Origin of the sequence: Parvibaculum sp. (assembly GCF_046297875.1) — a bacterium.
GTDB lineage: Bacteria > Pseudomonadota > Alphaproteobacteria > Parvibaculales > Parvibaculaceae > Parvibaculum.
Map to the genome: position 1 here is coordinate 2609219 of NZ_JBKBHD010000001.1, position 25582 is coordinate 2634800.

General features: G+C 61.8%; 27 protein-coding genes. 14 read left to right on the forward strand and 13 right to left on the reverse strand.

What is annotated here, in order from left to right; all coding sequences use genetic code 11:
- Nucleotides 1-43 precede the first annotated feature (43 nt).
- Complete coding sequence (locus ACK4FH_RS12970; RefSeq protein ID WP_409814370.1) at nt 44-676, forward strand: TetR/AcrR family transcriptional regulator; 633 nt, start codon at nt 44-46, stop codon at nt 674-676.
- Entirely contained in the window at nt 663-1571 is a 909-nt protein-coding gene (locus ACK4FH_RS12975; RefSeq protein WP_409814371.1) for a phytanoyl-CoA dioxygenase family protein, read from the forward strand. The genes ACK4FH_RS12970 and ACK4FH_RS12975 overlap by 14 nt, the downstream gene beginning before the upstream one ends.
- On the opposite strand, the gene kdsA is transcribed toward ACK4FH_RS12975, so the two are convergent.
- The 8 genes from kdsA to tpiA form a co-directional block, all read right to left on the reverse strand.
- Complete coding sequence (gene kdsA, locus ACK4FH_RS12980; protein WP_409814374.1) at nt 1568-2401, reverse strand: 3-deoxy-8-phosphooctulonate synthase; 834 nt, start codon at nt 2399-2401, stop codon at nt 1568-1570. The genes ACK4FH_RS12975 and kdsA overlap by 4 nt on opposite strands.
- Nucleotides 2402-2419: 18 nt before the next feature.
- Nucleotides 2420-4048, reverse strand: a complete 1629-nt coding sequence (locus tag ACK4FH_RS12985) for a CTP synthase (protein ID WP_409814376.1) — start codon at nt 4046-4048, stop codon at nt 2420-2422.
- A 117-nt stretch (nt 4049-4165) separates the two neighbouring features.
- Nucleotides 4166-4549 carry a preprotein translocase subunit SecG gene (gene secG, locus ACK4FH_RS12990; RefSeq protein WP_409814379.1) on the reverse strand — a complete coding sequence of 128 codons (384 nt, stop codon included), beginning with the start codon at nt 4547-4549 and terminating at the stop codon, nt 4166-4168.
- A gap of 193 nt (nt 4550-4742) precedes the next feature.
- The gene (locus ACK4FH_RS12995; RefSeq protein ID WP_409814382.1) at nt 4743-4964 is read right to left on the reverse strand and encodes a hypothetical protein; all 222 of its coding nucleotides are present in this window, start codon (nt 4962-4964) and stop codon (nt 4743-4745) included.
- A gap of 3 nt (nt 4965-4967) precedes the next feature.
- Nucleotides 4968-5120 (reverse strand): hypothetical protein, encoded by a 153-nt coding sequence (locus ACK4FH_RS13000; RefSeq protein WP_409814385.1) that lies wholly within the window; start codon nt 5118-5120, stop codon nt 4968-4970.
- Nucleotides 5121-5122: 2 nt separating this feature from the next.
- Complete coding sequence (locus ACK4FH_RS13005) at nt 5123-5353, reverse strand: hypothetical protein (RefSeq protein WP_409814387.1); 231 nt, start codon at nt 5351-5353, stop codon at nt 5123-5125.
- Between the two features lie 53 nt (nt 5354-5406).
- Complete coding sequence (locus ACK4FH_RS13010; protein WP_409814388.1) at nt 5407-5616, reverse strand: cold-shock protein; 210 nt, start codon at nt 5614-5616, stop codon at nt 5407-5409.
- Nucleotides 5617-5859: 243 nt separating this feature from the next.
- Entirely contained in the window at nt 5860-6615 is a 756-nt protein-coding gene (gene tpiA / locus ACK4FH_RS13015; protein ID WP_409814390.1) for a triose-phosphate isomerase, read from the reverse strand.
- Nucleotides 6616-7221: 606 nt separating this feature from the next.
- On the opposite strand from tpiA, the gene ACK4FH_RS13020 reads away from it, so the two are divergent.
- The 10 genes from ACK4FH_RS13020 to lexA all read left to right on the forward strand — a co-directional run bounded on the left by ACK4FH_RS13020 (nt 7222) and on the right by lexA (nt 16965).
- Nucleotides 7222-7563 (forward strand): hypothetical protein, encoded by a 342-nt coding sequence (locus ACK4FH_RS13020; protein ID WP_409814392.1) that lies wholly within the window; start codon nt 7222-7224, stop codon nt 7561-7563.
- A gap of 213 nt (nt 7564-7776) precedes the next feature.
- Complete coding sequence (locus ACK4FH_RS13025) at nt 7777-9672, forward strand: SurA N-terminal domain-containing protein (protein ID WP_409814395.1); 1896 nt, start codon at nt 7777-7779, stop codon at nt 9670-9672.
- The gene (gene trpE / locus ACK4FH_RS13030) at nt 9669-11180 is read left to right on the forward strand and encodes an anthranilate synthase component I (RefSeq protein WP_409814397.1); all 1512 of its coding nucleotides are present in this window, start codon (nt 9669-9671) and stop codon (nt 11178-11180) included. Before ACK4FH_RS13025 ends, trpE begins: the two co-directional genes overlap by 4 nt.
- 75 nt (nt 11181-11255) lie before the next feature.
- A complete protein-coding gene (locus ACK4FH_RS13035) occupies nt 11256-11849 on the forward strand; it encodes an anthranilate synthase component II (RefSeq protein WP_409814399.1) in 594 nt (197 codons plus the stop codon).
- 79 nt (nt 11850-11928) lie between these two features.
- A complete protein-coding gene (trpD, locus tag ACK4FH_RS13040; protein WP_409814401.1) occupies nt 11929-12954 on the forward strand; it encodes an anthranilate phosphoribosyltransferase in 1026 nt (341 codons plus the stop codon).
- Entirely contained in the window at nt 12947-13744 is a 798-nt protein-coding gene (gene trpC / locus ACK4FH_RS13045) for an indole-3-glycerol phosphate synthase TrpC (protein WP_409814404.1), read from the forward strand. The genes trpD and trpC overlap by 8 nt, the downstream gene beginning before the upstream one ends.
- Before the next feature lie 155 nt (nt 13745-13899).
- The gene (locus tag ACK4FH_RS13050) at nt 13900-14415 is read left to right on the forward strand and encodes a GNAT family N-acetyltransferase (protein WP_409814406.1); all 516 of its coding nucleotides are present in this window, start codon (nt 13900-13902) and stop codon (nt 14413-14415) included.
- On the forward strand, nt 14412-14909 hold the full coding sequence (gene moaC / locus ACK4FH_RS13055; protein ID WP_409814409.1) for a cyclic pyranopterin monophosphate synthase MoaC: 498 nt from the start codon (nt 14412-14414) through the stop codon (nt 14907-14909). Before ACK4FH_RS13050 ends, moaC begins: the two co-directional genes overlap by 4 nt.
- Before the next feature lie 9 nt (nt 14910-14918).
- Nucleotides 14919-16130, forward strand: a complete 1212-nt coding sequence (gene glp, locus ACK4FH_RS13060) for a gephyrin-like molybdotransferase Glp (RefSeq protein WP_409814411.1) — start codon at nt 14919-14921, stop codon at nt 16128-16130.
- A 121-nt stretch (nt 16131-16251) separates the two neighbouring features.
- A complete protein-coding gene (lexA, locus tag ACK4FH_RS13065; protein ID WP_409815298.1) occupies nt 16252-16965 on the forward strand; it encodes a transcriptional repressor LexA in 714 nt (237 codons plus the stop codon).
- On the opposite strand, the gene ACK4FH_RS13070 is transcribed toward lexA, so the two are convergent.
- Nucleotides 16959-19154 (reverse strand): ComEC/Rec2 family competence protein, encoded by a 2196-nt coding sequence (locus ACK4FH_RS13070; protein WP_409814413.1) that lies wholly within the window; start codon nt 19152-19154, stop codon nt 16959-16961. The genes lexA and ACK4FH_RS13070 overlap by 7 nt on opposite strands.
- Before the next feature lie 198 nt (nt 19155-19352).
- Here ACK4FH_RS13070 and gltX point away from each other — a divergent pair, with 198 nt between their 5' ends.
- Together gltX and gltA are read left to right on the forward strand one after the other, a co-directional pair.
- Entirely contained in the window at nt 19353-20765 is a 1413-nt protein-coding gene (gltX, locus tag ACK4FH_RS13075) for a glutamate--tRNA ligase (RefSeq protein WP_409814415.1), read from the forward strand.
- A 112-nt stretch (nt 20766-20877) separates the two neighbouring features.
- Nucleotides 20878-22194, forward strand: a complete 1317-nt coding sequence (gene gltA, locus ACK4FH_RS13080; protein WP_409814418.1) for a citrate synthase — start codon at nt 20878-20880, stop codon at nt 22192-22194.
- A 58-nt stretch (nt 22195-22252) separates the two neighbouring features.
- On the opposite strand, the gene lpxB is transcribed toward gltA, so the two are convergent.
- Genes lpxB through fabZ form a run of 4 tightly spaced genes read right to left on the reverse strand, consistent with a single transcriptional unit; the run spans nt 22253 to nt 25564 of the window.
- A complete protein-coding gene (gene lpxB / locus ACK4FH_RS13085) occupies nt 22253-23386 on the reverse strand; it encodes a lipid-A-disaccharide synthase (protein ID WP_409814420.1) in 1134 nt (377 codons plus the stop codon).
- 20 nt (nt 23387-23406) lie between these two features.
- Entirely contained in the window at nt 23407-24282 is an 876-nt protein-coding gene (locus ACK4FH_RS13090; RefSeq protein ID WP_409814422.1) for an LpxI family protein, read from the reverse strand.
- An 8-nt stretch (nt 24283-24290) separates the two neighbouring features.
- On the reverse strand, nt 24291-25091 hold the full coding sequence (gene lpxA / locus ACK4FH_RS13095) for an acyl-ACP--UDP-N-acetylglucosamine O-acyltransferase (protein WP_409814425.1): 801 nt from the start codon (nt 25089-25091) through the stop codon (nt 24291-24293).
- Nucleotides 25088-25564, reverse strand: coding sequence for a 3-hydroxyacyl-ACP dehydratase FabZ (gene fabZ / locus ACK4FH_RS13100; protein WP_409814426.1), 477 nt, complete (start codon nt 25562-25564; stop codon nt 25088-25090). The genes lpxA and fabZ overlap by 4 nt, the downstream gene beginning before the upstream one ends.
- Between the last annotated feature and the right edge of the window lie 18 nt (nt 25565-25582).

Below are 25582 nucleotides of genomic sequence, written 5' to 3' on the forward strand. Positions count from 1 at the left end.
AAGCCCCCTTGCACTTCCCGGCGATTTTTATATAATTACCATTATGCCAAAACTGATCGACCATGATGCCCGCCGTAAGGACTTCGCCCGCGCCGCCATCGCGGTGATCGGCGAACAGGGGATCGACAATACGCGGCTTGTCGATGTCGCCCGCGAAGCAGGAGCGACGACCGGCGCGATCACTCATTATTTCAATGACAAGGATGCGGTGCTGCTCGCCGCGCTCGATCATGTGGCGCAGGGCATCCTTTACCGGCTGAAGGCGAGCGGTGATGCGGATGATCTCGTCGAGCTCGCGGCCCTCATCCTGCCGGTCAACGAGGAGAGCCGGCGCGAATGGCGCGTCTGGATGAGTTTCTTCGGCCGCGCCGTGGGCGACCCCGCCCTCGCCCGCATCAACAAGGCCTATTACGACGAATTCCGCGACGGGCTTGCCGCCATCATTCGCCGTCAGCAGCGCAAAGCCAAACTCGCGGCCCATATCGATCCCGCCGTCACGGGCGATGCGATCATCTCGATCCTTGACGGTTTCTCGATCCGCGCCACGCTTGAGCCCGATGAATGGCCCGCGAAGCGCCAGCGCGCGCAACTCGAAGCCATGCTGCGGCCGCTATTGCCCGCGCCGGAGACCGCGCACCGCAAATCAACGGGAGGAAAGAAAAATGCCAAAGCTTGAAATGCTGCCCGCGAGCGCCAGCGCAGAAGATATCGTCGCCGTTCTGAAGCGCGACGGCGCGCTGATCGTGACCGGTGTTCTTTCAGCCGAAGAGCTTGCCCGCGTGAAGGCCGAGACCATGCCCTATATCGAGGCGACAGAATTCGGCCGCGACGATTTCACCGGCAATCTCACCACGCGCACAGGCGCGCTGGTCGCCCGCTCGCCCGCCTGCCGCGACATGGTGATGAGCAAGACCGTGGTCGAAGCGGCAAACATATTCCTCAAGCCATTCTGTGAGCGCATCCAGCTTCATCTGACGCAAGTCATCCGCATCACGCCGGGACAGAAGAAACAGCAGATCCATCGCGACCGCTGGGCTTGGGGCACGCATCTCAAGGGCCTCGAACCGCAGTTCAACACGATCTGGGCGATCAGCGATTTCACGAAGGAAAACGGCGCGACACAGGTCTGCCCCGGCAGTCTCGACTGGCCGGACGATTATCAGCCGACGGACGACCAGATCGGCTATGCGGAAATGCCGGCCGGTTCCGTGCTGATCTATTCGGGCGGCGTGTTCCACGGCGGCGGCGCCAATCAGTCGAATGGCGACCGCATCGGCATCAACATCACCTATACGCTGGGCTGGCTACGTCAGGAGGAAAACCAATACCTCTCCTGCCCGCCCGACATCGCAAAGACGCTCGATCCCGAGTTACAGGCCTTGATAGGATATTCGATGGGAAGCTATGCACTCGGCTATTACACGCCGCCGCTAGGACCGGGTCAGGGGCCGGAAGTCGTGCCGCCGGAATTCGCGCTCGGCAAGCTCGATCCTTCGGCTGCACAGTTCGGTTCGGAGGAGCTCCGCCAGCAGGTCTCGGCGCAGATCAGGGGCGAGAAGCAGACGGCCTAGGCGGCCTTTGCCAGCGCGTCGAACTGCTTGAGCCGAGCGAGCAGCGGTTCGAGCTCGGCGAGCTTCACCATGTTGGGCCCGTCGGAAGGTGCATTGTCCGGATCCTGATGCGCTTCCATGAAGACGGCGCCGACGCCGATTGCAACGGCGGCAGTCGCGATCACCGGCACCATGCGGCGGTCGCCGCCCGATGCCGTGCCGTGCCCGCCCGGCTGCTGCACGGAATGCGTCGCGTCGATCACCACCGGGCAGAGGCATTCGTCCTTCATGATCGGCAGCGCGCGCATGTCGTTCACAAGCGTGTTGTAGCCGAAGGAGACGCCGCGCTCCGTCGCGAGCACATTCGGGTTGCCCGCATCGACGATCTTGTTGACGACATTCTTCATGTCCCAGGGCGCGAGGAACTGGCCCTTCTTGACGTTCACGACCTTGCCGGTCTGCGCCGCTGCTTCGAGAAGGTCCGTCTGGCGGCAGAGAAAGGCCGGGATCTGCAGAATGTCGACGACGCGCGCCACTTCCGCGCATTGCTCGCGCTCATGCACGTCGGTCAGCACCGGCACACCGAGTTCCTTCTTCAGGTCCTCGAAGATCGGCAGCGCAAGTTCGAGGCCGAGGCCGCGCTTCGCATTGCGGCTCGTGCGGTTCGCCTTGTCGAAGGATGTCTTGTAGATGAAGGGGATGCCGAGCCGGTCCGCGATTTCCTTGATCGCGCCCGCCATGTCGAAGGCATGCTGGCGCGTTTCGAGCTGGCACGGCCCCGCGATCAGCGCGAAGGGCTTGTCGTTCGCGATCTCGAAATTGCCGACCTTGACTGACTTGTTAGCGGGCATCTCGGTTACTCCTGCGGCCTAGACGAGGCGGCTCTGCTCCACCGCCGCTTCCACAAAGGACCGGAACAGCGGATGCGGGTCGAACGGCTTCGACTTCAGCTCCGGGTGATACTGAACACCAATATACCACGGATGGTCGGGTATCTCGATAATCTCCGGCAGGAGCCCGTCGGGCGAGACGCCGGACATGACGAGGCCCGCCTGTTCGATGGCATCGCGGTAGGTCATGTTCACTTCATAGCGGTGGCGGTGGCGCTCGTTGATCCGGGTGGAACCGTAGATCTGCGCGACCCGGCTCCCCTCTTTCAGCACCGCGTCATAGGCGCCAAGCCGCATGGTGCCGCCAAGATCGCCATTCGCCGCGCGCTTCACGAGTTCGTTCTCGCGCATCCATTCGGTCATCAGGCCGACAACGGGTTCATTCGTCGGGCCGAACTCGGTCGAGCTTGCGCCGGTCAGGCCGCCGATACTCCGCAGCGCCTCGATCACGGCCATCTGCATCCCGAAACAGATACCGAAATAGGGGACGTTCCGCGTCCGCGCGAATTCGGCCGCGCGAATCTTGCCCTGACTGCCGCGTTCGCCAAAGCCGCCCGGCACCAGAATGCCGTTCACGTCTTCCAGGTAATAGGCCGTGTCTTCCGTGTCGAAGACTTCGGACTCCACCCATTTCAGGTTCACGCGCACCTTGTTTGCGATGCCGCCATGCACCAGCGCTTCCATGAGCGACTTGTAGGCGTCCTTGAGGCCCGTGTACTTGCCGACAATGGCAATGGTCACGTCGCCTTCCGGCTCGCGGATATTGTGGGTGATGGTCTGCCAGCTTGCGAGGTTCGGCTCCTTGGCATCCTTGATACCGAAGACGGCGAGCACTTCCTCGTCGAGCCCTTCGAGGTGATAGGCATTCGGCACGTCGTAGATCGTATCGACATCCATCGCCTGAATGACGGCGCTTTCGCGCACATTGCAGAAGAGCGCGATCTTGCGGCGCTCATCCTTCGGGATCGGCCGGTCGCAGCGGCACATCAGTATGTCGGGCTGAATGCCGATGGAGCGCAGTTCCTTCACCGAGTGCTGCGTCGGCTTGGTTTTCATTTCGCCGGCGGACGGGATGAAGGGCAGGAGCGTCAGATGGATGTAGCAGGTCTGGCCGCGGTCGAGTTCGTTGCCGAGCTGGCGGATCGCCTCGAAGAAGGGTAGACCCTCGATATCGCCGACCGTGCCGCCGATCTCGCAAAGCACGAAATCGACATCCTTGTTGCCGGAGAGCACGAATTCCTTGATGGCATCCGTCACATGCGGGATCACCTGCACCGTGCCGCCGAGATAATCGCCGCGGCGTTCCCGCGCGATGATTTCCTGATAGATGCGGCCGGTGGTGATGTTGTCGGCGCGGCTTGCCGGTACGCCGGTGAAGCGCTCGTAGTGGCCGAGGTCGAGGTCGGTTTCCGCCCCGTCATCGGTCACATAGACTTCGCCATGCTGGATCGGGGACATGGTCCCCGGGTCCACATTGAGATACGGGTCGAGTTTCCGCAGCCGCACGGAATAGCCGCGCGCCTGCAGAAGCGCGCCGAGCGCTGCGGAAGCGAGACCTTTTCCGAGGGAGGAAACCACGCCGCCGGTGATGAATATGTACCGCGTCATGGGCCCCTAGGTTACACCAAGCAAAATGATTCGGAGGCCCCAAACCGGCTCCCGATACAGAATCTTCCCGCCGGTCCGGGCGCCTGTCCAGAACCGGCCAAACGTGACTTTTTTCGTCTATTCCGCGCGCGGAACGGTCGGTTCGGCAGGTTCGGCCGGGGCCGCCGGAGTTACATCCGGTTCACCAAACCCCTCGAACGGCGCCGGCACATCCGGCAGCACGGTGTCGCCCGGGCCTGCCAGCGGCACCACACGGTCAAGCACGCTGTCGCTCGAGCCTCCGCGCGTCGCAAGAATGCCGAGCACAAGGCTTGTGGTGATGAAAAGCACAGCCAGAACTGCTGTCGTCCGGGTTAGCGCATTTGCTGTCCCGCGCCCCGACATGAAGCCATCGCCGCCACCGCCGATACCCAGCGCACCGCCTTCGGAGCGCTGCAGCAGGATCGTCGTGACAAGCGCCACCGCGAGCATCAGATGAATGATGAGAATGATGGTCGTCATGACACCTCGGGCAGCCCTGAAGGCTTATGGAAAATAAAGAGCCGCCACGCGCATCGCTCGATGCGGTCCGGCCAGACGGGCCGGTTTGTAGCGCATGAAGCGTCCGGTTTCCAGCCCTGTCAACGGGGTTTCGACCAAGGTCACGGCCGCCCCGCAATTATTACGGAAATTTTCAGCTTGGCTGGTTTCGGCCTCAGGCGGCAGTCGTGTTCCCGGCCGTTGCGGGATGATCGAGCTGACCTTCCCGAACCATGCGTTCATGGCCATCAGCAAGGTTCTTGACACGGTACTGGTAGCCGTCGCCTTCTGCGGGAAGCTGGCGCAGCACCTTGTAAAGACCGCGTGCGGCGGGCGGATAAGACCCGCCGGCGGTGAACTCGACCGTTTCACCGATATCAAACCTGTGCTTCTGCATTGTTCAGTCTCCTGGCGGCTCGCTGCCATCGTCGCCCTTCACATCCTTGCGGAGAGCCGTTTTTTCCTCGCGATCCTTCAGCTTTTGCTGTGTCTTCGCGGATTTGGCGCGATCGCGCTCAGCGCGCTCATGCCGATAGTTCGGTTTGAATGCCATGCTTACTTTCGCTTGACCCGCTCGATCGTTTTGACCCGGCCGCGAGGGCGCCCGGACTTTTCCGCGATGTCACGGTCCTGCGCCTCGATGATCGCTTTTGCGCCCGCCGTATCGGCGGCGCCGTCGATCTCCGTCAGCGGCACCTTGCGATTGGAGCTGAGCGCGCCGTCTTCATAGACGACGTTGAACATGACGAAGTCGCTGTCCGTCAGCTTTCTGTTGCTGCGCGCCATAACCCGCTCCAAAAATAGAAAAGGGGCGCCGAAGCGCCCCTTGAATAGCCGGTTCAGGCGTTGCGAAGATTCGCCGCCGAGACCTTGCCGCTGCGCTGATCGGTCTCGAGGTCATAGGCAATCGCCTGACCTTCGTTGAGACCGCGCATGCCCGCGCGTTCAACAGCGGAGATATGGACGAAAACGTCCTTGTCGCCGCTTTCCGGCTGAATGAAGCCGAAGCCCTTCTGGGAGTTGAACCACTTAACGGTGCCGTTTGCCATGTGAGGCATTCCTTATAACGTGAGATATTGCCACCGGTCGCACTGTGCTACCGGCGGATCAAACTTCGAGGGATCGGGATAGACAGGTCCGGCGCTCGATCGCGAGCGTGGAGAGCAGCCGAACCAAAGAATTCGATGACGCACATATAGGCGCTTTGCCGGAGGATTACAAGGCAATCCTAAAAAAACCCGGTATTCAGCCAATTCCACCGTACTTGGCCAAACCGAAATGTCGCGTCTCGCTCAGAGATAGGCGGAAATGATACCCCAGAAATCATCCGCCTTGAGGCTCGCACCGCCCACCAGCGCACCGTTCACATTCGGCACCGCCATAAGCTCCTTCGCATTCGCAGGCTTCACCGAGCCGCCATAGAGAATGCGCATCTTCGCGCCTTCCGCGCCGAAGCGCGCTTCCAGCACATTGCGGATCGCGGCATGGACCCTGGCAACATCTTCCGGGGTCGGCGTCCGGCCCGTGCCGATAGCCCAGACCGGCTCATAGGCGATGACGGTTGTCTTCGCCGCGGCAGCGTCAGGGAGCGAGCCCTTGAGCTGGCTGCGGATCACTTTGAGCGTCGCGCCTGCATCGCGCTCGGCTTCCGTCTCGCCGACGCAGACGATGGCCGTCAGCCCTGCGCGATGTGCGGCTTCCGCCTTGGCACGAACCGCGGCATCGGTTTCGCCATGGTCGGCGCGGCGCTCGGAATGACCAACGATGACATGGGTTGCGCCGGCATCCTTCAGCATCTCCGCGGAAATGTCGCCAGTATGAGCGCCGCTTTCCTTCGCGTGACAATCCTGGCCGCCGATCGCGATCTTCGAGCCCCTCACCGCTTCCTTCACCAGGCCGACCAGAGTGGCAGGCGGGCAGATCAGAACGTCGCAAGCCAGCTTTTTCTTGCCCGCCAGCTTCCGCACGAGCGCCGTCACTTCCTTCTTCGAGGCCTTCTCCCCGTTCATCTTCCAGTTGCCGGCCACAAGTGCCTTCACGCGCGCCATCTTCCCGCTCTCCGCATCAAAATGATTTGCGTCCGTTTAGCAGAAGGCCGGCACCGCGCCAACGCCCGGCTGTGACACACGCCGCGCATGGGTGACATTCACCTGAGGGAAATAGAACACAGTCCCAACGAAACTTTCATTTCAATGAATATTCGATTGGCAAGTAATACACCCGCGTGTAGGTTGCCCGGCATGAAAAACCGTCGAATCCATATGGCCGTAGAGGCCACCTTTTGGGGTTACTCGCCTTCGGGGCCGAGTCGCTTGCGCACGCGCTGAAATAGCCTGCAAAATCGACGTTTGAGAGCCCCATCCACCAGATCGGGGCTCTTGTGTTTTCAGAACTCCGGTCACCGCCGACACAACGCGTAACCGGAGATTGCCCATGCCGCTTGAATACTTGAACCGCTTCGCCGGCCCGTCGCTGGAGATACGCGCGCCGCCGCGCTGATTCAGCGTCATTACAGCGTTTCCGAAGGTGGAGCCATTGTTCCCGCGCAAATTGCGTGGGCACAACCAGTAGAGTTTTGCCTGCCTTCCAGCGCCTGAATACTTGAAAACAACTTGACCTTCTTCGCAATCGCGGAGAGGGAATGGAGAAGAATTATGCCTATCGCCCTGGTTCACAGGATCGTTCAGCACGGCCGCAGCGCGGGTGTCGCCGCCTCGCTCGCCGTCTTTCTCGGCCTGTCGTTCGGCTCCCGCCCGCCGGACGACCTCCTGCAGGCGCTCGTCGTCATACTGCCCGCCTTTCAGGTCGCCTTCTTCGCCTTGATTTTCGCGACGGCGCAGGATGAGACGCCGCATCTGCTCGGCGCCCGCTTTGCCTTCTCGCTCTGGGCGGCGGCGAGCTTCGTCCTGATGTGGGCGCTTGTAGAAGCAACGCAGGCGAGCATCCGGGTCTATGTCGAGTTCGGCCTGCCCCCAATCTACAGCGCGCAGGTCTGAGGTCCCGGCAGCAGCCCCCCCCCTGCCGGACGGCGGGGCTTCCGCATTTTTCCAAGGAAAATCAAGCGTGAAGCCCCGCCGAGCCGCTTGCGGCCCCCTGCCCCCGCACCTATCATGCCGCCCTCATTCGCGGGGGCCGGTTGGCCGGACCCGCATATCTGAAATACGAATTGAGCCGCCTTGCCAAAAGGGGGCCGGAGAGAAAGACGGACCATGCTCGACAGTCTTCGGAAAACCGCTTCCGGTATCGTCGGATTTGCCATTATCGGCATTCTGGTGATCGCATTCGCGGTTTGGGGCATCGCCGACATCTTTACCGGCTTCAGCGATGACACCGTCGCCAAAGTGGGCGACCAGAAGATCGACTCGGCTACATTCGAGCGCGAGTTCCGAATGGAGATCGACCGCATGTCCGAGCGGCTCGGTCAGCCCCTCACGCGTGAGCAGGCGGTGCGCTTCGGGGGCGACAGGATGGCCCTGTCCCGCCTTATCGCCGTGGTTTCGCTTGACGAGGCCGCCAGCGAACTCGGCCTGGCCATTGGCGACGAGGCCGTCGGGATCGACATTGTGAACGATCCCAATCTGCAGGGTGCCTTCGGCCGCTTCGATCGCGACCTCTTCCGGCAGCTTCTCCGCCAGAACGGCATCCCCGAAGAGCGTTTCATCGAACAGCGCCGCAAGGGCATGCAGCGGGCGCAGCTCTCCGGCGTGGTCGAGGCCGGCATTCCCACACCGGACATTCTTACGAAGACAGTATTGCGCTTTCAGGAGGAAACCCGCACAGCCGGATACATCATTCTGCCACCGTCGCTGGTGACCGAGATTCCCGAGCCTTCGGAAGAAGATGTCGCCTCGCTTTATGAAGCCGGCGCCTCCGCCTTCACGCTGCCCGAGACGCGCGACTTCGCGATCATGGAAATCGAACCCTCGGACATTCTCGATTCCGTATCGGTGTCCGAGGAACAGCTTCGGGCAGCCTATAAGGAACGGCGCGGCGAATATGACGTGCCCGAGCGGCGCGAACTCGTTCAGATCACGTTCCCGAGCGAAGGCGATGCCTCGGCCGCGCTCGCACGGCTGCGCGAGGGTACGTCCACATCCGTCATCGCAGGCGAACTCGGCCTCGACGAAGAGGATTTCAAGCTCGGCAAGGTCACGCGCGACGAGCTGCTTTCGCCGGTTCTGGCGGATGCTGCCTTTGCCGCCGAGGCTGGCGCATGGAGCGAGCCAGTGCGCGGTCCGCTCGGCTGGGCTGTTTTCCGCACCGACTCGATCGAAGAAGGCAACCCGAGCACATTCGAGGGAGTGCGCGAGCAACTTCTCGCCGCGCTCAAGATCGAACTGGCGCGCGAGCAAATCTACGACACGCAAAACGACATAGAAGATGCACGTGCGGGCGGTGAATCGCTCGATGCCATCTCGGAGCGCTTTGGCATCGCCGTGCGCCATTTCTCCGGCGTCACGTCGCAGGGACGGACGCGCGAAGGCGAGGCTGTCGACCTGCCGGAGCTGCCGGGACTTCTCAGCGCCGTTTTCGAGAACATGGAGGGGGACCAGATTCCGCCGCTCGACACGGGCAAGGAAGGCTACTACTGGGTCGAGATCAATGCGGTGACGCCCGCCGCGCGGAAACCTCTCGACGAGGTTCGCACTGAAATCGTCAAGGTCTGGAGCGACCAGCAACGGGTGGCGGCGCTCGAGAACATCGCACAGAAGCTTGCCGACCGCGGCAATGCAGGCGAAAGCTTCGATCAGATCGCGAGCGAGTTGAACCGCAGCGTCCTCACCATGCCCGGCATTCAGCGATATGCGCAGAGCGACACGTTCTCGCGGACGGCCGTCGCACGCATGTTCGCCGCGCCGGAAGGCAGCTTCACCTGGGGGCCGGTCGGCGTGGGCGACAGCCTCATGCTGATGCAGGTTCGTTCGGTGGGCGTTCCGGAGGCGAAAAAAGGCTCCGACGCCTATGAGAAGGCACGTGCAGACGTCGCCGACTCCATCGGCGCCGACATGCTTCAGACCTTCGTCGTCGGATATCAGAACCAGTCCGGTGTCACGATCAATCAGGGTCTCGTGCGACGGCTGACATCGGCGGATGCCGGACGATGATCTCGCCTGAATTCGGTTCTTTCGAAGCTGTCTACAAGGAAGGACGGCCACAGGTCGTCTATACCCGCCTCGTTGCCGATCTTGAGACGCCGGTTTCGGCCATGCTCAAGATTGCGGACGGCAAGGCGAACAGCTTTCTCCTCGAATCCGTCGAAGGCGGCGATGCGCGCAACCGCTATTCGATCATCGGTCTCAGGCCCGATGCCATCTGGCGGACGCAGGGCGACTGTGCCGAAATCAACCGCAAGGCCCGCTTCGACGTGGAAGCATTTGCCCCATGCGAAGGCGGTGCATTGAAAAGTCTGCGCACCTTCATCGAGGAGTCGCGGATCGACTTGCCGGAAGAATTACCGCCGATGGCCGCCGGTGTCTTCGGCTATATGAGCTACGACATGGTGCGCCTGATGGAGCACCTGCCGAATGAGAACCCGGATGCGCTCGGCCTCCCCGACGGTATCTTCATCCGTCCGACCGTCATCTGCGTCTTCGATTCCGTGAAGGATGAAGTCACGATCGTGACGCCGGTCCGGCCGGAGCCCGATGTCAGCGCCACCGCCGCCTATGCACGGGCGAGCGAAAGGCTCTCCGATGTCGTTGCCGATTTCGACCGCGCACTGCCGCATGGTGCGCGCGACGCCGACATTGCGGCGCTCGCCGAACCGCAATCGAACACACCGCGCGACACCTATTACGGCATGGTGGAGCGGGCGAAGGAATATATCGCTGCAGGCGACATCTTTCAGGTGGTGCTGTCGCAGCGTTTTGAAACGCCTTTCGCCCTTCCGCCCTTCTCGCTCTATCGGGCACTCAGGCGGATCAATCCGTCGCCCTTCCTTTACTTCCTCAATTTCGAGAATTTCTCCATCGTCGGATCAAGCCCGGAAATTCTTGTACGTGTCAGGAATAATCGCGTGACGATCCGTCCGATTGCCGGCACACGCCATCGAGGGAAAAACCGCGCGGAGGACGAGGCGATTGCCGAAGAGCTGCTCGCCGATCCGAAGGAGCGTGCCGAACATCTGATGCTGCTCGATCTCGGACGGAACGATGTCGGTCGCGTCTCGAAAATCGGCAGCGTCGAGGCGACGGAACGTTTTGCGCTCCAGTACACCTCGCATCTGATCCACATTGTATCTAATGTCGAGGGCGACCTCGATCCATCCTATGATGCGATCTCCGCGCTCGTCGCGGGCTTTCCTGCGGGCACGGTTTCCGGCGCGCCGAAGGTTCGCGCAATGGAAATCATCGACGAACTCGAGCTAGAGAAGCGTGGCCCCTATGCGGGCTGCGTTGGCTATTTCTCGGCGGCCGGTGAAATGGACACCTGCATCGTGTTGCGCACGGCCATCGTGAAGGACGGCAAGATGTATGTGCAAGCGGGCGGCGGCGTGGTTGCCGATTCAACGCCCGAAGGCGAGCATCAGGAAAGCATCAACAAGGCAAAGGCCCTCTTCCGCGCCGCGGAAGAGGCCGTTCGCTATGCGTCTCAGGCAGGAAAGCGGCAATGAGCGCCTTGCTGGAATGCAGGGTGAAAACCCGGATCAAAATGAACGGCCCTGAGGCCGGTTTTGGGGAAACGCGCCATGCTGCTTCTCATCGATAATTACGACAGCTTCACCTACAATCTCGTCCATTTTCTGGGCGAGCTGGGTGCCGAGGCGTCCGTTCACCGGAATGACAAGATCACGGTCAAGGAAGCGCTTTCGACGCGGCCGCAGGCCATCGTCCTGTCGCCCGGCCCCTGCGACCCGGACAAGGCCGGCATCTGCCTCGACCTCATCGCCGCCGCCGCCGCGCACCGGATTCCGCTTCTCGGCGTCTGCCTCGGGCATCAGGCCATTGGCCAGTCCTTCGGTGGCAAGGTGGTGCGCGCTCCGGTCCTCATGCATGGCAAGATGAGCGACATCCACCATGGCGGTAAAGGCATCTTCCAGCACCTGCCGAGCCCCATCGCTGCGACGCGCTATCACTCGCTGATCGTGGAACGCGAGAGCCTGCCGGATTGCCTCGAGATCACCGCCTGGACCACGGACGGCATCATAATGGGCATGCAGCACAGGGATCTGCCGATCCACGGCGTCCAGTTTCACCCCGAAAGCATCGCCTCCGAGCATGGCCACGACCTGCTGAGGAATTTCCTGCAGCTCGCCGGCATGAATGTGCGGGAACTGGCCTGAGGCAGTAAGGCGGAATGGCTGTATTTTTGGCGGTCGAGCGAATATCTTTCAGACGGACCAGAACAGACCAAGCAGAACAATGACCGATTTCAAGACGATTATCGCAGCGCTTGCCGAAGGACAGAAGCTCGACGCGGCGGAAGCCCGCTCGGCTTTCGAGACCGTCATGTCCGGCGAGGCGAGCCCGGCACAGATCGCGGCCTTCCTGATGGGGCTTCGTGTACGCGGCGAAACGGTCGAGGAGATCACGGCTGGTGCCAATGTCATGCGCGAGCGTGCGCTCCGCGTGAAGGCGCCTGCAAATGCCATCGACATTGTCGGCACGGGCGGCGACGCGCTCGGCACCTGGAACATCTCGACGGCGACCTCCATCGTCGTCGCCGCGACCGGCATTCCGGTCGCCAAGCATGGCAACCGCAAGGCGTCCTCGCTTTCGGGCACAGCGGACGCGTTGCAGGAGCTCGGCGTCAATCTCGACATCGATCCCGCCACCATCCAGCGCTGCATCGAGAAGGCGGGTATCGGCTTCATGTTCGCGCAGGCCCATCATTCCGCCATGAAGCATGTTGCGCCTGTTCGCAACGATCTCGGTATCAAGACCGTGTTCAATATGCTCGGGCCGCTTTCCAATCCCGCGCTTGTGAAGCGTCATCTGCTTGGCGTGTTCTCGTCAGGCTGGGTAGAGCCGTTTGCCGAAGTGCTGCGCAATCTGGGCTCCGAAAGCGCCTGGGTCGTGCATGGCTCGGATGGCATGGACGAAATCACGACCACGGGTCCGACCACTATTGCCGAATTGAAGAACGGCGCGATCCGCCTCTTCGCGGTGACGCCGGAAGATGCGGGCCTGAAGCGTGCCTCCATCGAAGATTTGAAGGGCGGCAGCCCGGCCGAGAATGCAGCGGCTATCCGCCGCCTCCTCGATGGCGAGCCAAGCGCCTATCGCGACATCGTTTTGCTGAACAGCGCCGCGGCACTCATCGTCTCGGGCCGTGTAACGGATCTCAAGGACGGCGTCACGATCGCCGCCAAGGCAATCGACAGCGGCGAAGCAAAAGCGGCTCTCGCAAAGCTTGTCGCGGTCTCGAACGGAAAGTCAGATGGCTGACATTCTCGAAAAGATCGGTGCCTACAAGCTCGAGGAAATCGCATCCGCAAAGCAGGCGCATCCACTCGCCGGCGTCGAGGCGGCAGCCCGCGCGGCGAGCCCCGTGCGCGGCTTTGCCGATGCGTTGAAGTCGCGCCTGTCCGCCGGCTCCTTTGCACTGATTGCCGAAATCAAGAAGGCGAGCCCTTCCAAGGGCTTGATCCGCGCCGATTTCGACCCGCCTGCCCTTGCGCGCGCCTATTCGGCGGGCGGCTCGGCATGTCTTTCCGTTCTGACAGATGGCCCCTCTTTCCAGGGTGCGCCCGACTATCTCGCCGCCGCGCGAGCCGCCTGTGTCCTGCCCGTCATCCGCAAGGATTTCATGTACGACACCTATCAGGTGGCGGAAGCCCGCGCTATGGGAGCCGATGCCATTCTCATTATCATGGCGGCGGTGTCGGACGCACAGGCGCGCGAACTTGAGGACGCCGCTTTCCATTGGAATATGGATGTGCTGGTCGAAGTGCATGACGAGGACGAGCTGGAACGAGCGCTTTCTCTCAAGAGCGAACTTCTCGGAGTGAACAACCGCAATCTGAAGACTTTCGAGACGACGCTCGCAACGACCGAGCGCCTTGCGCCACGGGTCCCTCGGGACAGGCTCATCGTCGGCGAGAGCGGCATCTTCACGCATGCCGATCTCCAACGGCTCGAAAAGGTTGGAGTGCGGACATTCCTCGTCGGGGAAAGCCTTATGCGGCAGGAAAATGTGGAGGCGGCAACGCGCGCGTTGCTGTCCGGTTCCACCTGACCGCAGGCGCATGGGCCCCCGTGAGGGGCCGACCAAGCGGGGCCTGGTTCTTGCTGTCCCCGCGCAGATCAGTTCGCATCCCCGTTTCGTGCGCCACCGCTTCATGCGACGTTTGTATTGCGTTTCGGTGATAGCGCCATCGAAAGACAAAACCTGTGACCTATGAAATCCGCCAGGCTCGACCGGACGATTTCCGCCATTTCGGTGTGATCGAAAGCGCAGCCGCAGCCCTCTTCGCCGATGCCGGTCTGCCGGAGATTGCATCGCATGAACCGACCGGTCTCGAATTCATCGAAGCCACCGCCAATGCAGGCGTTGTCTTTACCGCGACCGGTAACGGCATGCCGGTCGGCTTCATTCTCGGCGCGCCTCTCGACCGCCATATGCATATCTATGAATTGTCCGTGCACCCCTCACATGGCAAACGCGGTCTGGGACGCAGGCTGGTCGAAGCCGTCTGCACCCATGCGCGGGAGCGTGGATTTGATGCGGTAACGCTTTCCACATTCCGTGATATCCCGTGGAACGGCCCGTTCTATGTTTCATGCGGATTCCGGGAGCTTGCACGGAACGAGTGGACGCCGGCCCTTCTTCTCGCTCATTATCGCGAGGAAGATTTGGGCTTGCCGATCGAACGCCGCTGCTTCATGCGCAAGGAACTTGCCGAATGACGAAAAAACCTGCCTCGAAGAGGAAGCTCACGCATCTCGACGAAAAGGGTGCGGCGCGGATGGTGGACGTATCGGAGAAACCGGTCACGGCACGCAGCGCAACGGCGAATGGGCGCATCTTCATGAAGCCGTCTACGCTCAAGCTCATTCTCGATGACAACCTCAAGAAGGGAAATGCGCTCGAAGTGGCGCGGCTTGCGGGAATCATGGCGGCAAAGAGAACGGCCGACCTAATCCCGCTTTGCCATCCGCTCGCCATTTCAAAGGTCGAAGTCGATCTGCGCGCTGACAAGAAGACAAACTCTGTCGAAGTCGAGGCGACGGTGAAATTGTCCGGTCAGACAGGCGTAGAGATGGAGGCGCTGACTGCCGTATCCGTTGCCTGCCTCACACTTTACGACATGGCGAAAGCTGTCGATCGAGGCATGGTGATCGGTGATATCCGGCTCACGGAGAAGTCGGGCGGCAAGTCTGGTCACTACAAGGCAGGCTAGGAAAGCCTCATGGCAGAGCAACCTCTCCTTTCCGTGGCGGAAGCGCGGACGCGTATTCTCGCCTCTCTGCACTCGACGCAAACGGAAAGCGTGCCGCTGCGCCACGCGTATGGCCGCGTGCTTGCGGAAGAAGCAATTGCGCGGCGGACGCAGCCGCCCGCCGATCTGTCGGCGATGGATGGCTATGCGGTGAAAGCGGCGGATGCTGCGACCGTTCCCGCACGTCTCAGGATTGTTGGCGAGGTGCCTGCGGGCGGCGCCTATGCCGATGAACTCAAGACTGGCGAGGCGGTGCGCATCTTCACCGGCGCAGCGCTGCCACGCGGTGCCGACGCAATCGTCATTCAGGAGAACACGGAACGCGACGGCAGCATCGTGATCGTCAAGGAGACGGCAACGGCGGGTCGGCATGTGCGCCGCGCCGGCCTCGATTTCCGCACCGGCGATGCAGGACTTCCTGCCGGACAGCGCCTTTCACCCGCCGATATTGCGCTTGCCGCTGCGATGAACCTCGCAACGCTGCAAGTCTGCAAGCGACCGGTCATAGCCTTCTTCTCGACCGGCAACGAGCTTGTTCCGCCCGGCACGGAACCGGGCCCGAACCAGATCGTCTCCGCCAACAATGACGGGCTTGCGGCGCTCATCCTCGAGGCGGGCGGGGTCCCGCTCGATCTCGGCATTGCGGCAGACAGCGAAAACGCCATCCGCGCTGCGACCGAACGCGCGCGCGAGGCCGACATGCTGGTGACGCTGGGCGGCGCATCGGTGGGCGACCATGACCTGGTACAATCGGCGCTTGTGCCGCTCGGCCTCGATATCGACTTCTGGAAGATTGCCATGCGGCCGGGCAAGCCGCTGATGTATGGCCGGCTTGGCGATAAGCCCATGCTCGGCCTGCCTGGCAATCCGGTTTCCGCCCTTGTCTGCGCCGTCTTGTTCCTCAAGCCCGCCATCGCCCGGCTGCAGGGCGGGGATGCTTCGCTCCGCACGACCCTCGCCCGGCTTGGCTCAGCGCTTCCCGCCAATGACCGGAGAGAAGACTATGTCCGGGCCGGTTTCGACCATATTCAGGGGGAGCTTCCCGTCGCGACACCGGCCATGATTCAGGACAGTTCCATGCTCTCCGCGCTTTCGCGCGCCGGCTGCCTCATCATTCGTCCGCCCGAGGCGCCGGAGGCCAAAGCCGGTGAAATCGTTACGGTTTTGCCACTGCGTATGTGAGTTATCCACAAATGCGCTTGACAGATTCACGAGAACTAAACTAGAACAGCCAAAAGCGTTTTTGTTTTGTTCCGAGTGGCCAGAATTTGGCCCCGTGAACCGCTGGAAGGGGCTGGAGACGATGCTGACACGCAAACAACACGAACTGCTGATGTTCATTCATGAGCGGATCAAGGAAGGCGGTGTCTCCCCAAGCTTTGACGAAATGAAGGAGGCGCTCGATCTTCGCTCCAAATCCGGCATTCACCGGCTCATCACGGCGCTTGAGGAGCGCGGCTTCATCCGCCGCCTGCCGCATCGTGCCCGTGCTCTCGAAATCCTGAAACTGCCGGAAGCTGCCTCGCCCAGCCTCGCCGTGTCTCGCGGCAGGGGCTTCTCGCCCAGTGTCATCGAAGGCGGCGCCCAGGCGAAACCGTCGAGCCGCGATCTCGCGCCCTCACGGGACAATGGCGACTCCATGACCATATCCGTCATGGGCCGGATTGCAGCCGGCACGCCCATTGAGGCGCTGCAGGAGGAGAGCCATCAGGTCAGTGTACCTTTGACGCTGCTCGGATCCGGCGAGCATTACGCGCTCGAGGTGAAAGGCGACTCGATGATCGAGGCGGGCATTCTCGACGGCGATACCGTTCTCATTCAGCGCTGCGATACGGCATCGAGCGGCGACATCGTGGTAGCGCTTGTCGATGGCTACGAAGCGACGCTGAAGCGCCTGCGCAAGAAAGGCGAGTCGATCGCACTCGAAGCGGCGAACCCTGCCTATGAAACCCGGATCTTCGGGCCGGATCGCGTCAAGGTTCAGGGCAAGCTGGTCGGTCTTCTCCGCCGCTACTGAGCCCTGCCGCGCTGCTGTACCCAGGGCCGGTTGCCACGTGCCTGCCGCGCCGTCTTCACTTCAATCCTTCCGTCTTCGGCGAAGGTGAGTTCGGTCGCTCCATTTCGCCAGAAGTGGAACCAGTCGAGCAGCAGCAGCGCGCCGCATTCATTTTTCAATCGGTAAGGCACCGGCACACGGGCGACAACGACTTCAGCCTTGCCGCAATCCTCCGCAACCGCATCGAGCGTTGCCGGGAACGCAACAACATATCTGCCCTCCTCTGCATAAACGCATCCGCTCGCATCACAATTCATATGTTCCACGCGCGCGGCGTCCCGCGGGCTCCGGCTATCACCTTCGTAGCGAAGCCATTGGCGCGCGGCATAGTCCGGCGGCGACGAGGTAAGCGCGATCCTGCCGTCGGCGGCACGTACTGCGAGCAATGACGCATCCCTGTCAATCATGATATCGGGCTTCGGCGCACTGTTCCAAAGCGCAAGGCCAATGACGATCGGCAGCACGCCGGCATGGCGCCAGCGCTCGCGCCATAGCGCCATCCACAATCCGCCGAGCGTAACAAGCAGCAACGCATGCAGCGGTGCAGCGGGCACCAGCCTGTCGGCTCCACCCCAGCTCGCCACCTCATTCGCCACGTCGAGCATGGTCGAGACACCCCAGCCCATAGCCCAAAGTGCGGGTGCATCCAGCCCAAACGGCATCAAGAGCAGCGCCGCCAGAGCCATAGGCATCACGACAATGCCGACGACTGGCATGGCGGCGATGTTCCCCGCCAGACCGTGGATTGCGATGCGATTGAAGTGGAAGGCGGCAATGGCACCCGTCGCTGCACCGGCGACGATGCTCGTAAGTGCTATACCGAGCGTGTAGGCGGCTGCAAGGCGCGGCCAATCGGCTAGGCCATAGCCGCGAGGCCCCGTCGTCCAGCGGCGCACCATATCGCTTTCATAAAAAGCTATTAGGGCGACCACTGCCGCAAATGACATCTGGAAACCTGCGCCGATGAGGCTTTCGGGCCGCCAGAGCAAAACCAGAATGGCCGCCAAAACGACGTTCCGCATGCTGAGCGCAGGCCGGTCGAGCATGACCGCGATAAACATGAGGGTAATCATCAGCCAGGCGCGCTGCGTCGCTATGGCGCCGCCCGAAATGGCGAGATAGAAACTCGCACCGACAATCGCGGCGGCAGCGGCCCATTTCTTGATCGGGTAGCGCAATGCCAGTCCCGGCACGAGCGCAAGTGCGGCGCGCACCGCCCAGAAGAACGAGCCTGCAAAGAGCACCATATGCAGGCCGGAAATAGCCAGAACGTGATAGATGCCGGCAGAACGCAGATCATCCGACACATCGTCCGGGATGCCCGCGCGTTCGCCGGTTATCAATGCGGCCGCAACGGCGCCGCTCGTCCCGCCGATCACGCCGCGTATGCGGTCGCCGATCGTCATGCGCAGGCTCATCAGCCACGCATCGGCACCGTCCGGCGCCTCCAGTTCGACAGGTGCGCTATAGGCAAAGCCGACCGCGCCAAGCCCCTGAAACCAGGCTTGCCGCGCAAAGTCGAAGCCGCGTGGCGAGACAGGTTCCGGCGGCGGCATGAGCCTGGCCCGCAATTCCACAACCGCGCCGGGGCGTAACGCAGCGTCACGGATGCGGATATTGAGCCGCACTTTCGCAGGTAGCTTATCTTCCGCGTGGCTCGAAAAGGACTGTGGCGCGATGACTGCCAGAAGCGCGCCGGTCTCGGTTTTCTCGACCGATATGGCGCGCCCGATCAGCGTCCCCGAAAGCGGCCGCTCAAGCACCGGCGCCGCCACCCGCTCCGCCCGCCAAACCGCCGCGCCAAAGCCGATCGCCGTCGCAAACAGCGCCGCGGCACAGAGCGCCATCATGGGGCGCCGGCGCACACCCCAAAGGAGCAGGCCCGTTGCGGCCAGAGCCATCAGCGCTGGCAATATGTCCGGTTCAAACGGCAGGGAGAAATAGGTTCCTATCCCGAGAGCCATGAAAACCGGCGTCCACAGGAAATAGCGATCCGCCTCGGCCGCGAATGACCGGCGTATCCAGTTCAGCGCCGCCGCCGGCGCTTCGCGGGGCGTCAGCCTGGCCCCATAAGTCTCCGGAAAGCTCTCCGCCCCTGCCACTCCCCACCCCGTCAGCGAAGTGCCCTGCGCCCGCGGCGAATACGGCACCTAAGACACTTATCCCAAAGGCTTTTTTCCGGCCGCCGCAGGTCACATTTCAGGCTTACGCTGCGTTGCCGCAATGTGCTAGAAATCCCCCTGCCCCGCAGCAGGCCCCAGGGTTCTTGCCCATAACAGGGTCAAAGCTTGCCAACATTCTAGCGTGTTGCCTACCCGTGCGGCTGCGAGGCCGGATCGCAGGAGACCATGACCGATACGAAGACCGTCATTACCCGCTTTGCTCCCTCGCCGACTGGATATCTCCATATTGGCGGGGCGCGGACGGCTTTGTTCAATTGGCTCTTCGCCCGCCATCATGGCGGCCGCTTCCTGCTACGCATCGAGGATACGGACCGCGAGCGCTCGACCGATGAGGCCATCGACGCAATTTTCGAAGGATTGCGCTGGCTCGGGCTCGAATGGGACGGAGAGCCGATCTTCCAGTTCTCTCGCAGTGCGCGGCATCGGGAAGTCGCCGAAGAGCTGCTTGCCACAGGCAAGGCCTATTACTGCTATGCCAGCCCCGAAGAGCTTGAGGAAATGCGCGAGAAGGCCCGCGCAGAAGGTCGGCCCATCCGCTATGACGGACGCTGGCGCGACCGCGATCCATCGGAAGCACCTGCCGGTGTAAAGCCTGTGGTTCGCTTCCGCTCGCCAGACGAAGGCGAAACCGTGGTCCGCGATCATGTGATGGGCGACGTCCGCTTCCCGAATGAGCAGCTTGACGATCTCATCATCCTGCGCAGCGACGGTACGCCGACCTACAATCTTTCGGTCGTCGTGGACGACCACGATATGGGCATCACCCATATCATCCGTGGGGACGACCACCTGACCAATGCCGGCCGTCAAGGCCAGATTTATGCAGCGCTCGGCTGGGCAACGCCCGAATTCGCCCATGTCCCGCTGATTCACGGGCCTGATGGCGCAAAACTTTCCAAGCGCCATGGCGCGCTGGGCGCGGAAGCCTATCGCGACCTCGGCTATCTGCCTGAGGCCATGCGGAACTATCTCGTGCGGCTCGGCTGGAGCCATGGCGACGACGAGATTTTCTCCACCGAACAGGCCATCGAGTGGTTCAATCTCGGCAGCATCGGCCGGTCGCCTGCGCGTTTCGACTTTGCCAAACTCGAAAATCTGAATGGACACTATATTCGCGAAGCAAGCGACGAGCGACTGGCCGACGAAACCATCGCGCTGATGGCAAGACTCAACGGCTGGAAAACAGACGACGCTTTCCGTCAGAAGCTCATCGCGCTCATGCCCGGCCTCAAGGAGCGCGCCAAGACGCTGGTCGAACTCGGTCAGGGTGCAGCCTTCCTGCTGGCGCAGCGGCCCCTGTCCTGCGACGACAAGGCAGCCCAGCTTCTGAACGCCGAGGCCCGCGCCTTGCTCGCCCGCCTCGTCTCCCGGCTCGAGACGCACAATGATTGGCAACTGGAACACATAGAAGCGGAGATCCGCGCCTTCGCCGAAGAAGAAAATCTGAAGCTCGGCAAGGTGGCGCAACCGCTTCGCGCGGCCGTGACCGGTAGTACCATATCGCCGCCCATTTTCGATGTGCTGGCCACCCTTGGCAGGGATGAAGCGCTGGCGCGGATAAAGGATCAGGCCGCATGAACCGGGCTTTGCACCGGCGAATGCGACAAGACATGATGATGTTGAACGAATCCGCCCGGCTTGCTGCCCTGAAGCAGCGCTCCGGCCGGCAAAACAGGACAGGTAGGCAGGCATGACTGAATTCGGAACCAAAGCTGGAGCGAAATCCCAGGCGACGCTCTCGGTGGATGGCAAGTCTTACGAGTTGCCGGTCTATAGCGGTTCGCTTGGCCCGAGCGTCATCGACATCTCTTCGCTCTACGGCAAGAGCGGCGCTTTCACCTACGATCCGGGTTTCACCTCCACGGCGAGCTGCGAGTCCGACATCACCTATATCGACGGTGAAGAAGGCATCCTGCTTTATCGCGGCTATCCGATCGACCAGCTCGCGGAGAAGGGGAATTTCCTCGAAACCTGCTATCTGCTGCTGAATGGCGAACTGCCGACCTCGTCGCAGTACAGCGAGTTCGAGCGCGCCATCACCATGCACACCATGGTGCATGAGCAGATGCAGTTCTTCCTGCGCGGTTTCCGGCGCGACGCGCACCCCATGGCCATCATGTGCGGTATGGTCGGCGCGCTGTCGGCCTTCTATCACGACTCGACGGACATCAACGACCCGTTGCAGCGCATGATCGCGAGCCGCCGACTGATCGCCAAGATTCCGACCATAGCCTCGATGGCGTATAAATATTCGGTCGGCCAGCCGGTCGTCTATCCGAAGAACAGCCTCGGTTATGCCGACAACTTCCTCCACATGTGCTTCTCGGTTCCGGCGGAAGAATACAAGGTGGACCCGATCCTCGCCCGCGCGATGGACCGCATCTTCATCCTTCATGCCGATCACGAGCAGAACGCCTCGACCTCGACCGTGCGCCTCGCCGGTTCGTCGGGCGCCAATCCGTTCGCCTGCATCGCGGCCGGTATCGCCTGCCTCTGGGGCCCCGCTCATGGCGGCGCCAACGAAGCCGCACTCAACATGCTGCAGGAAATCGGCACGGTCGATCGCATCCCTGAATTCGTCAAGAAGGCGAAAGACAAGAACGACCCGTTCCGTTTGATGGGCTTCGGTCACCGTGTCTACAAGAACTACGACCCGCGCGCCCGCGTGATGCAGCAGACCTGCCATGAAGTGCTGAAAGTGCTGGGCATCAAGGACGATCCGCTTCTGGACGTCGCGCTCGAACTCGAGCGGATCGCGCTCAATGACGAGTACTTCATCGAAAAAAAGCTCTATCCGAATATCGACTTCTATTCGGGCATCACGCTGAAGGCGATGGGCTTCCCCACCACCATGTTCACCGTTCTCTTCGCGCTCGCCCGCACGGTCGGCTGGGTCGCGCAGTGGAACGAGATGATCGAGGATCCGGGCCAGCGCATCGGCCGCCCGCGCCAGCTCTACACGGGCGCAGCGCAGCGCGACTATGTTGACATGGGCAAGCGCAAGTAAGCGCTCGTTTCGGCGAGAGGCCATGAAGGGCGCTTCTTCGGAAGCGCCCTTTTTTCGTTCAGAGGAGTTCGAGGACGGCTTTGGCGGCGCGGCTGTTCGGGCTTTCACCGCCAACGCCCATTTGCGAGCGCACTTCCTCAAGATCAGCAATAGCGCGGCGGCGTTCGGCCGTATCCGACAGCAGCGGCCGCAGGCCGTCCACCAGCTCATCGGCCGTGCACCGGCTGTGCAGATATTCCCGCACAGATGGCCGGTCGAGGATCAGGTTGACGAGCACGACCGAGGGAATTTTCAGCACATTGAGCGCGAACCAGCCGACAATCGCCTCGGCGCGATAGGCGATGACCATTGGCACCCGCGCGAGAGCAAGCTCGAGCGATACGGTGCCGGAGGCGGCAAGCGCGGCGGTCGCGGCATCGAAGACCGCGCGCTTCTCATCCTCACCGGCGACGACGTCGACGGCCATGCCCCATTTCGCCACCGATGCCTCGATAAGTGGGCGGACATGTGGAACGGCAGGCACGACAACGCGCAGTCCGGGCATCTCGGCCGAGAGTTTGCGGACTGCGTCGCCGAATATGCCCACGAGATGCTTTACCTCATTTACACGGCTGCCGGGCAGAACGAGAAGCAGGGGTGCGTCCGGCGAAATGCCGTGACGATCACGGAATCGGGTGCCGCTGCCTGGCTCCGGCAATCGTTCGATCGCGGGATGCCCGACATAGACGCAATCGACGCCGACAGTCTTAAGGAAGCGAGGCTCGAAGGGCAAAAGCGCAAGGACGCGGCTGATATAGTTTTTCATCGCCCGGGCGCGGCCCTGCCGCCAGGCCCAGACGCTTGGCAGCACATAGTCGACGATGGGAACACCCGGCGCACGGCGCGCAATCCGCTTCGCAACCATATGCGTGAATTCGGGGCTGTCGATCACCACCACAATATCGGGCTTCTCCTCCACGGCATGACGCACCGTTTGCCAGATCCGGCGAAAAATAAGAGGCAGGCGTGGAATGATTTCGCGCGGGCCCATGACGGCAATATCGGACATGGGGAAAATCGACGAGATCCCACGCGCTTCCATTTCAGGGCCACCCACGCCGGAAAATCGCAATGGCACCACGGATTGCGCGACCAGTGCATCCATCAAACCGGCGCCGAGAACATCGCCGGAGGTTTCTCCGGCCACGAGCATCACATGTCTCGCAGCGCCGGTCACGCCCGCGCCTTTTCAATTCGAGCGCGGCCGAGGCCGACGACAAATATGCCCGCCTTGTTGGCCGCGCGCGCCACGGCCTCGCCATCGACGATCAATGCACCGCCCGCCTCCACGGCGATGCCGGCAAGACCGGAGGCGGCGACATTCTCGACAGTCTTCACGCCGATGGTCGGCATGTCCACACGCCGCTCCTGCCCGGGCTTCGACAACTTCACGAGAACGCCTTCGCGCGCTCCGTCCCGCCCGCGCATTTCCGGCGGCAATGTCACGATGCGCTCGAGCATCCGATCCGTTCCCTCGGCGGCTTCGAGCGCCAGAACCACGCCGCGGCATGCGACCGCGCCTTGCCCGATGTCGAGGGCACCGATGGCGAGTACTGCACGGATCGCGATATCGATGTCGATATCCTGTTCGGCCGTTGGCAACACGCGCGTGAGAACTGCCTCCGGCGCGAGCAGCTCGCCCGCCACTTCATGCGCACCGATTACGCGGAATCCGTGTTCCGTTTCGAAGTATTCGGCAAGTCCACGAAGGAGCCCATCGTCACCCTGCATCAGCCAGCGCGCGACACGCGGCATGAGTTGCCGTCCGGTCTTGTCCGGCAAGATGGCCGCAAGGCTCGGCCGCTTCACACCGCCGATCAAGACAATATCCTCGCAGCCATTCTCCTTCAGCAAGCGGAGGAATTCGCCCATCGCACCTATACGGACCCAGGCATGCGGAAAACGTTCGATTCCCTTCCCGGCGGCCCCTTCGATGCCGACGATGAAGACTTCCCGGCCGGCGGCGAGCGCGGCTTCTGCCAGCGACTCGGGCAATGGGCCGCTACCGGCGGCTATACCTAGCTTTCGAAGTTTTTCATGGGTCGCCATGAGAGCGATCAGGCCGCTCGTTCAGAACGGGGCATACAGATCGCGCGGTCCGATTCCGAACGGATGAAATTCACGATTTCCATGACTTCCGGTTTGTCGGCGAAACGCTCCGCCGCCTCTTCCACGCGATCCCGTAGCGTGCCTTGCTCCGCAAAAAGAAGAGAATAGGCTTCGCGCATGGCCTGGATCTGCTCCCGCGTGAAACCGCGGCGTTTCAGGCCAATCAGGTTGAGCCCCATGAGATGGGCGCGATTGCCGACCACAAGGCCGTAGGGAATGACATCGTTCTCGACAGCGCTCATGCCACCGACAAATGCATGCTTGCCAACACGACCGAACTGATGAAGCGCAGCGCCGCCGCCAAAGATCACATAGTCGTCGATCTTGCAGTGTCCGGCGAGCATCACATTGTTCGAGAACACGACATGATCGCCGACAATCGAGTCATGGCCGACATGCGATGCCGTCAGAAAAGCGCAGTGGTTGCCCACGCGCGTTACCATGCCGCCGCCTTCGGTGCCGGGATTCATGGTCACATGTTCGCGGATGAGATTGTCCGTGCCGATTTCAAGACGGCTCGGCTCGCCTTTGAACTTCAGATCCTGCGGCGCATGACCGATTGAAGCGAAAGGATAAATCTGTGTCCGCGCGCCGATCGTCGTTCGTCCCTCGACCACCACATGCGAATGAAGGACAACGCCATCATCGAGCACCACATTGGCGCCGACGACGCAATAGGGACCGACAGTGACGCCGGGCGCCACCTGCGCCTTCGGATCGACTATCGCTGTCGGATGAATATTTGTCATTTTGCTGATGCACCCGCGATCATCGCACCAATATCGCATTCGGCGACCAGCTGACCGTTCACCCGGCCCTCACCGTGATATTTCCAGACCGAACCGCGGCTCTGCAGTTTCGTCATGTGCAATTCCAGCACATCCCCTGGCACTACCGGTTTGCGGAATTTGGCGCGGTCCACCGTCATGAAATAGACGAGCTGGTTACTGCCGGAGGTTCCGAGATGGTTGATGACAAGCGCGCCCGCGGTTTGCGCCATAGCCTCGACGATCAGAACGCCCGGCATCACCGGATGGCCGGGAAAATGTCCCTGGAAGAACGGTTCGTTATTCGTCACGTTCTTGATGCCAATGGCAAATTCATCACGTTTCATATCGACGATGCGATCGATCATCAGCATGGGATAACGATGGGGAAGAAGCTCAAGAACCCGCTTTATATCGGCACTATCGAGCTTTTCCGGCGCCTTAGCCTCGCTCATACGTTCATCCTTCCAAGA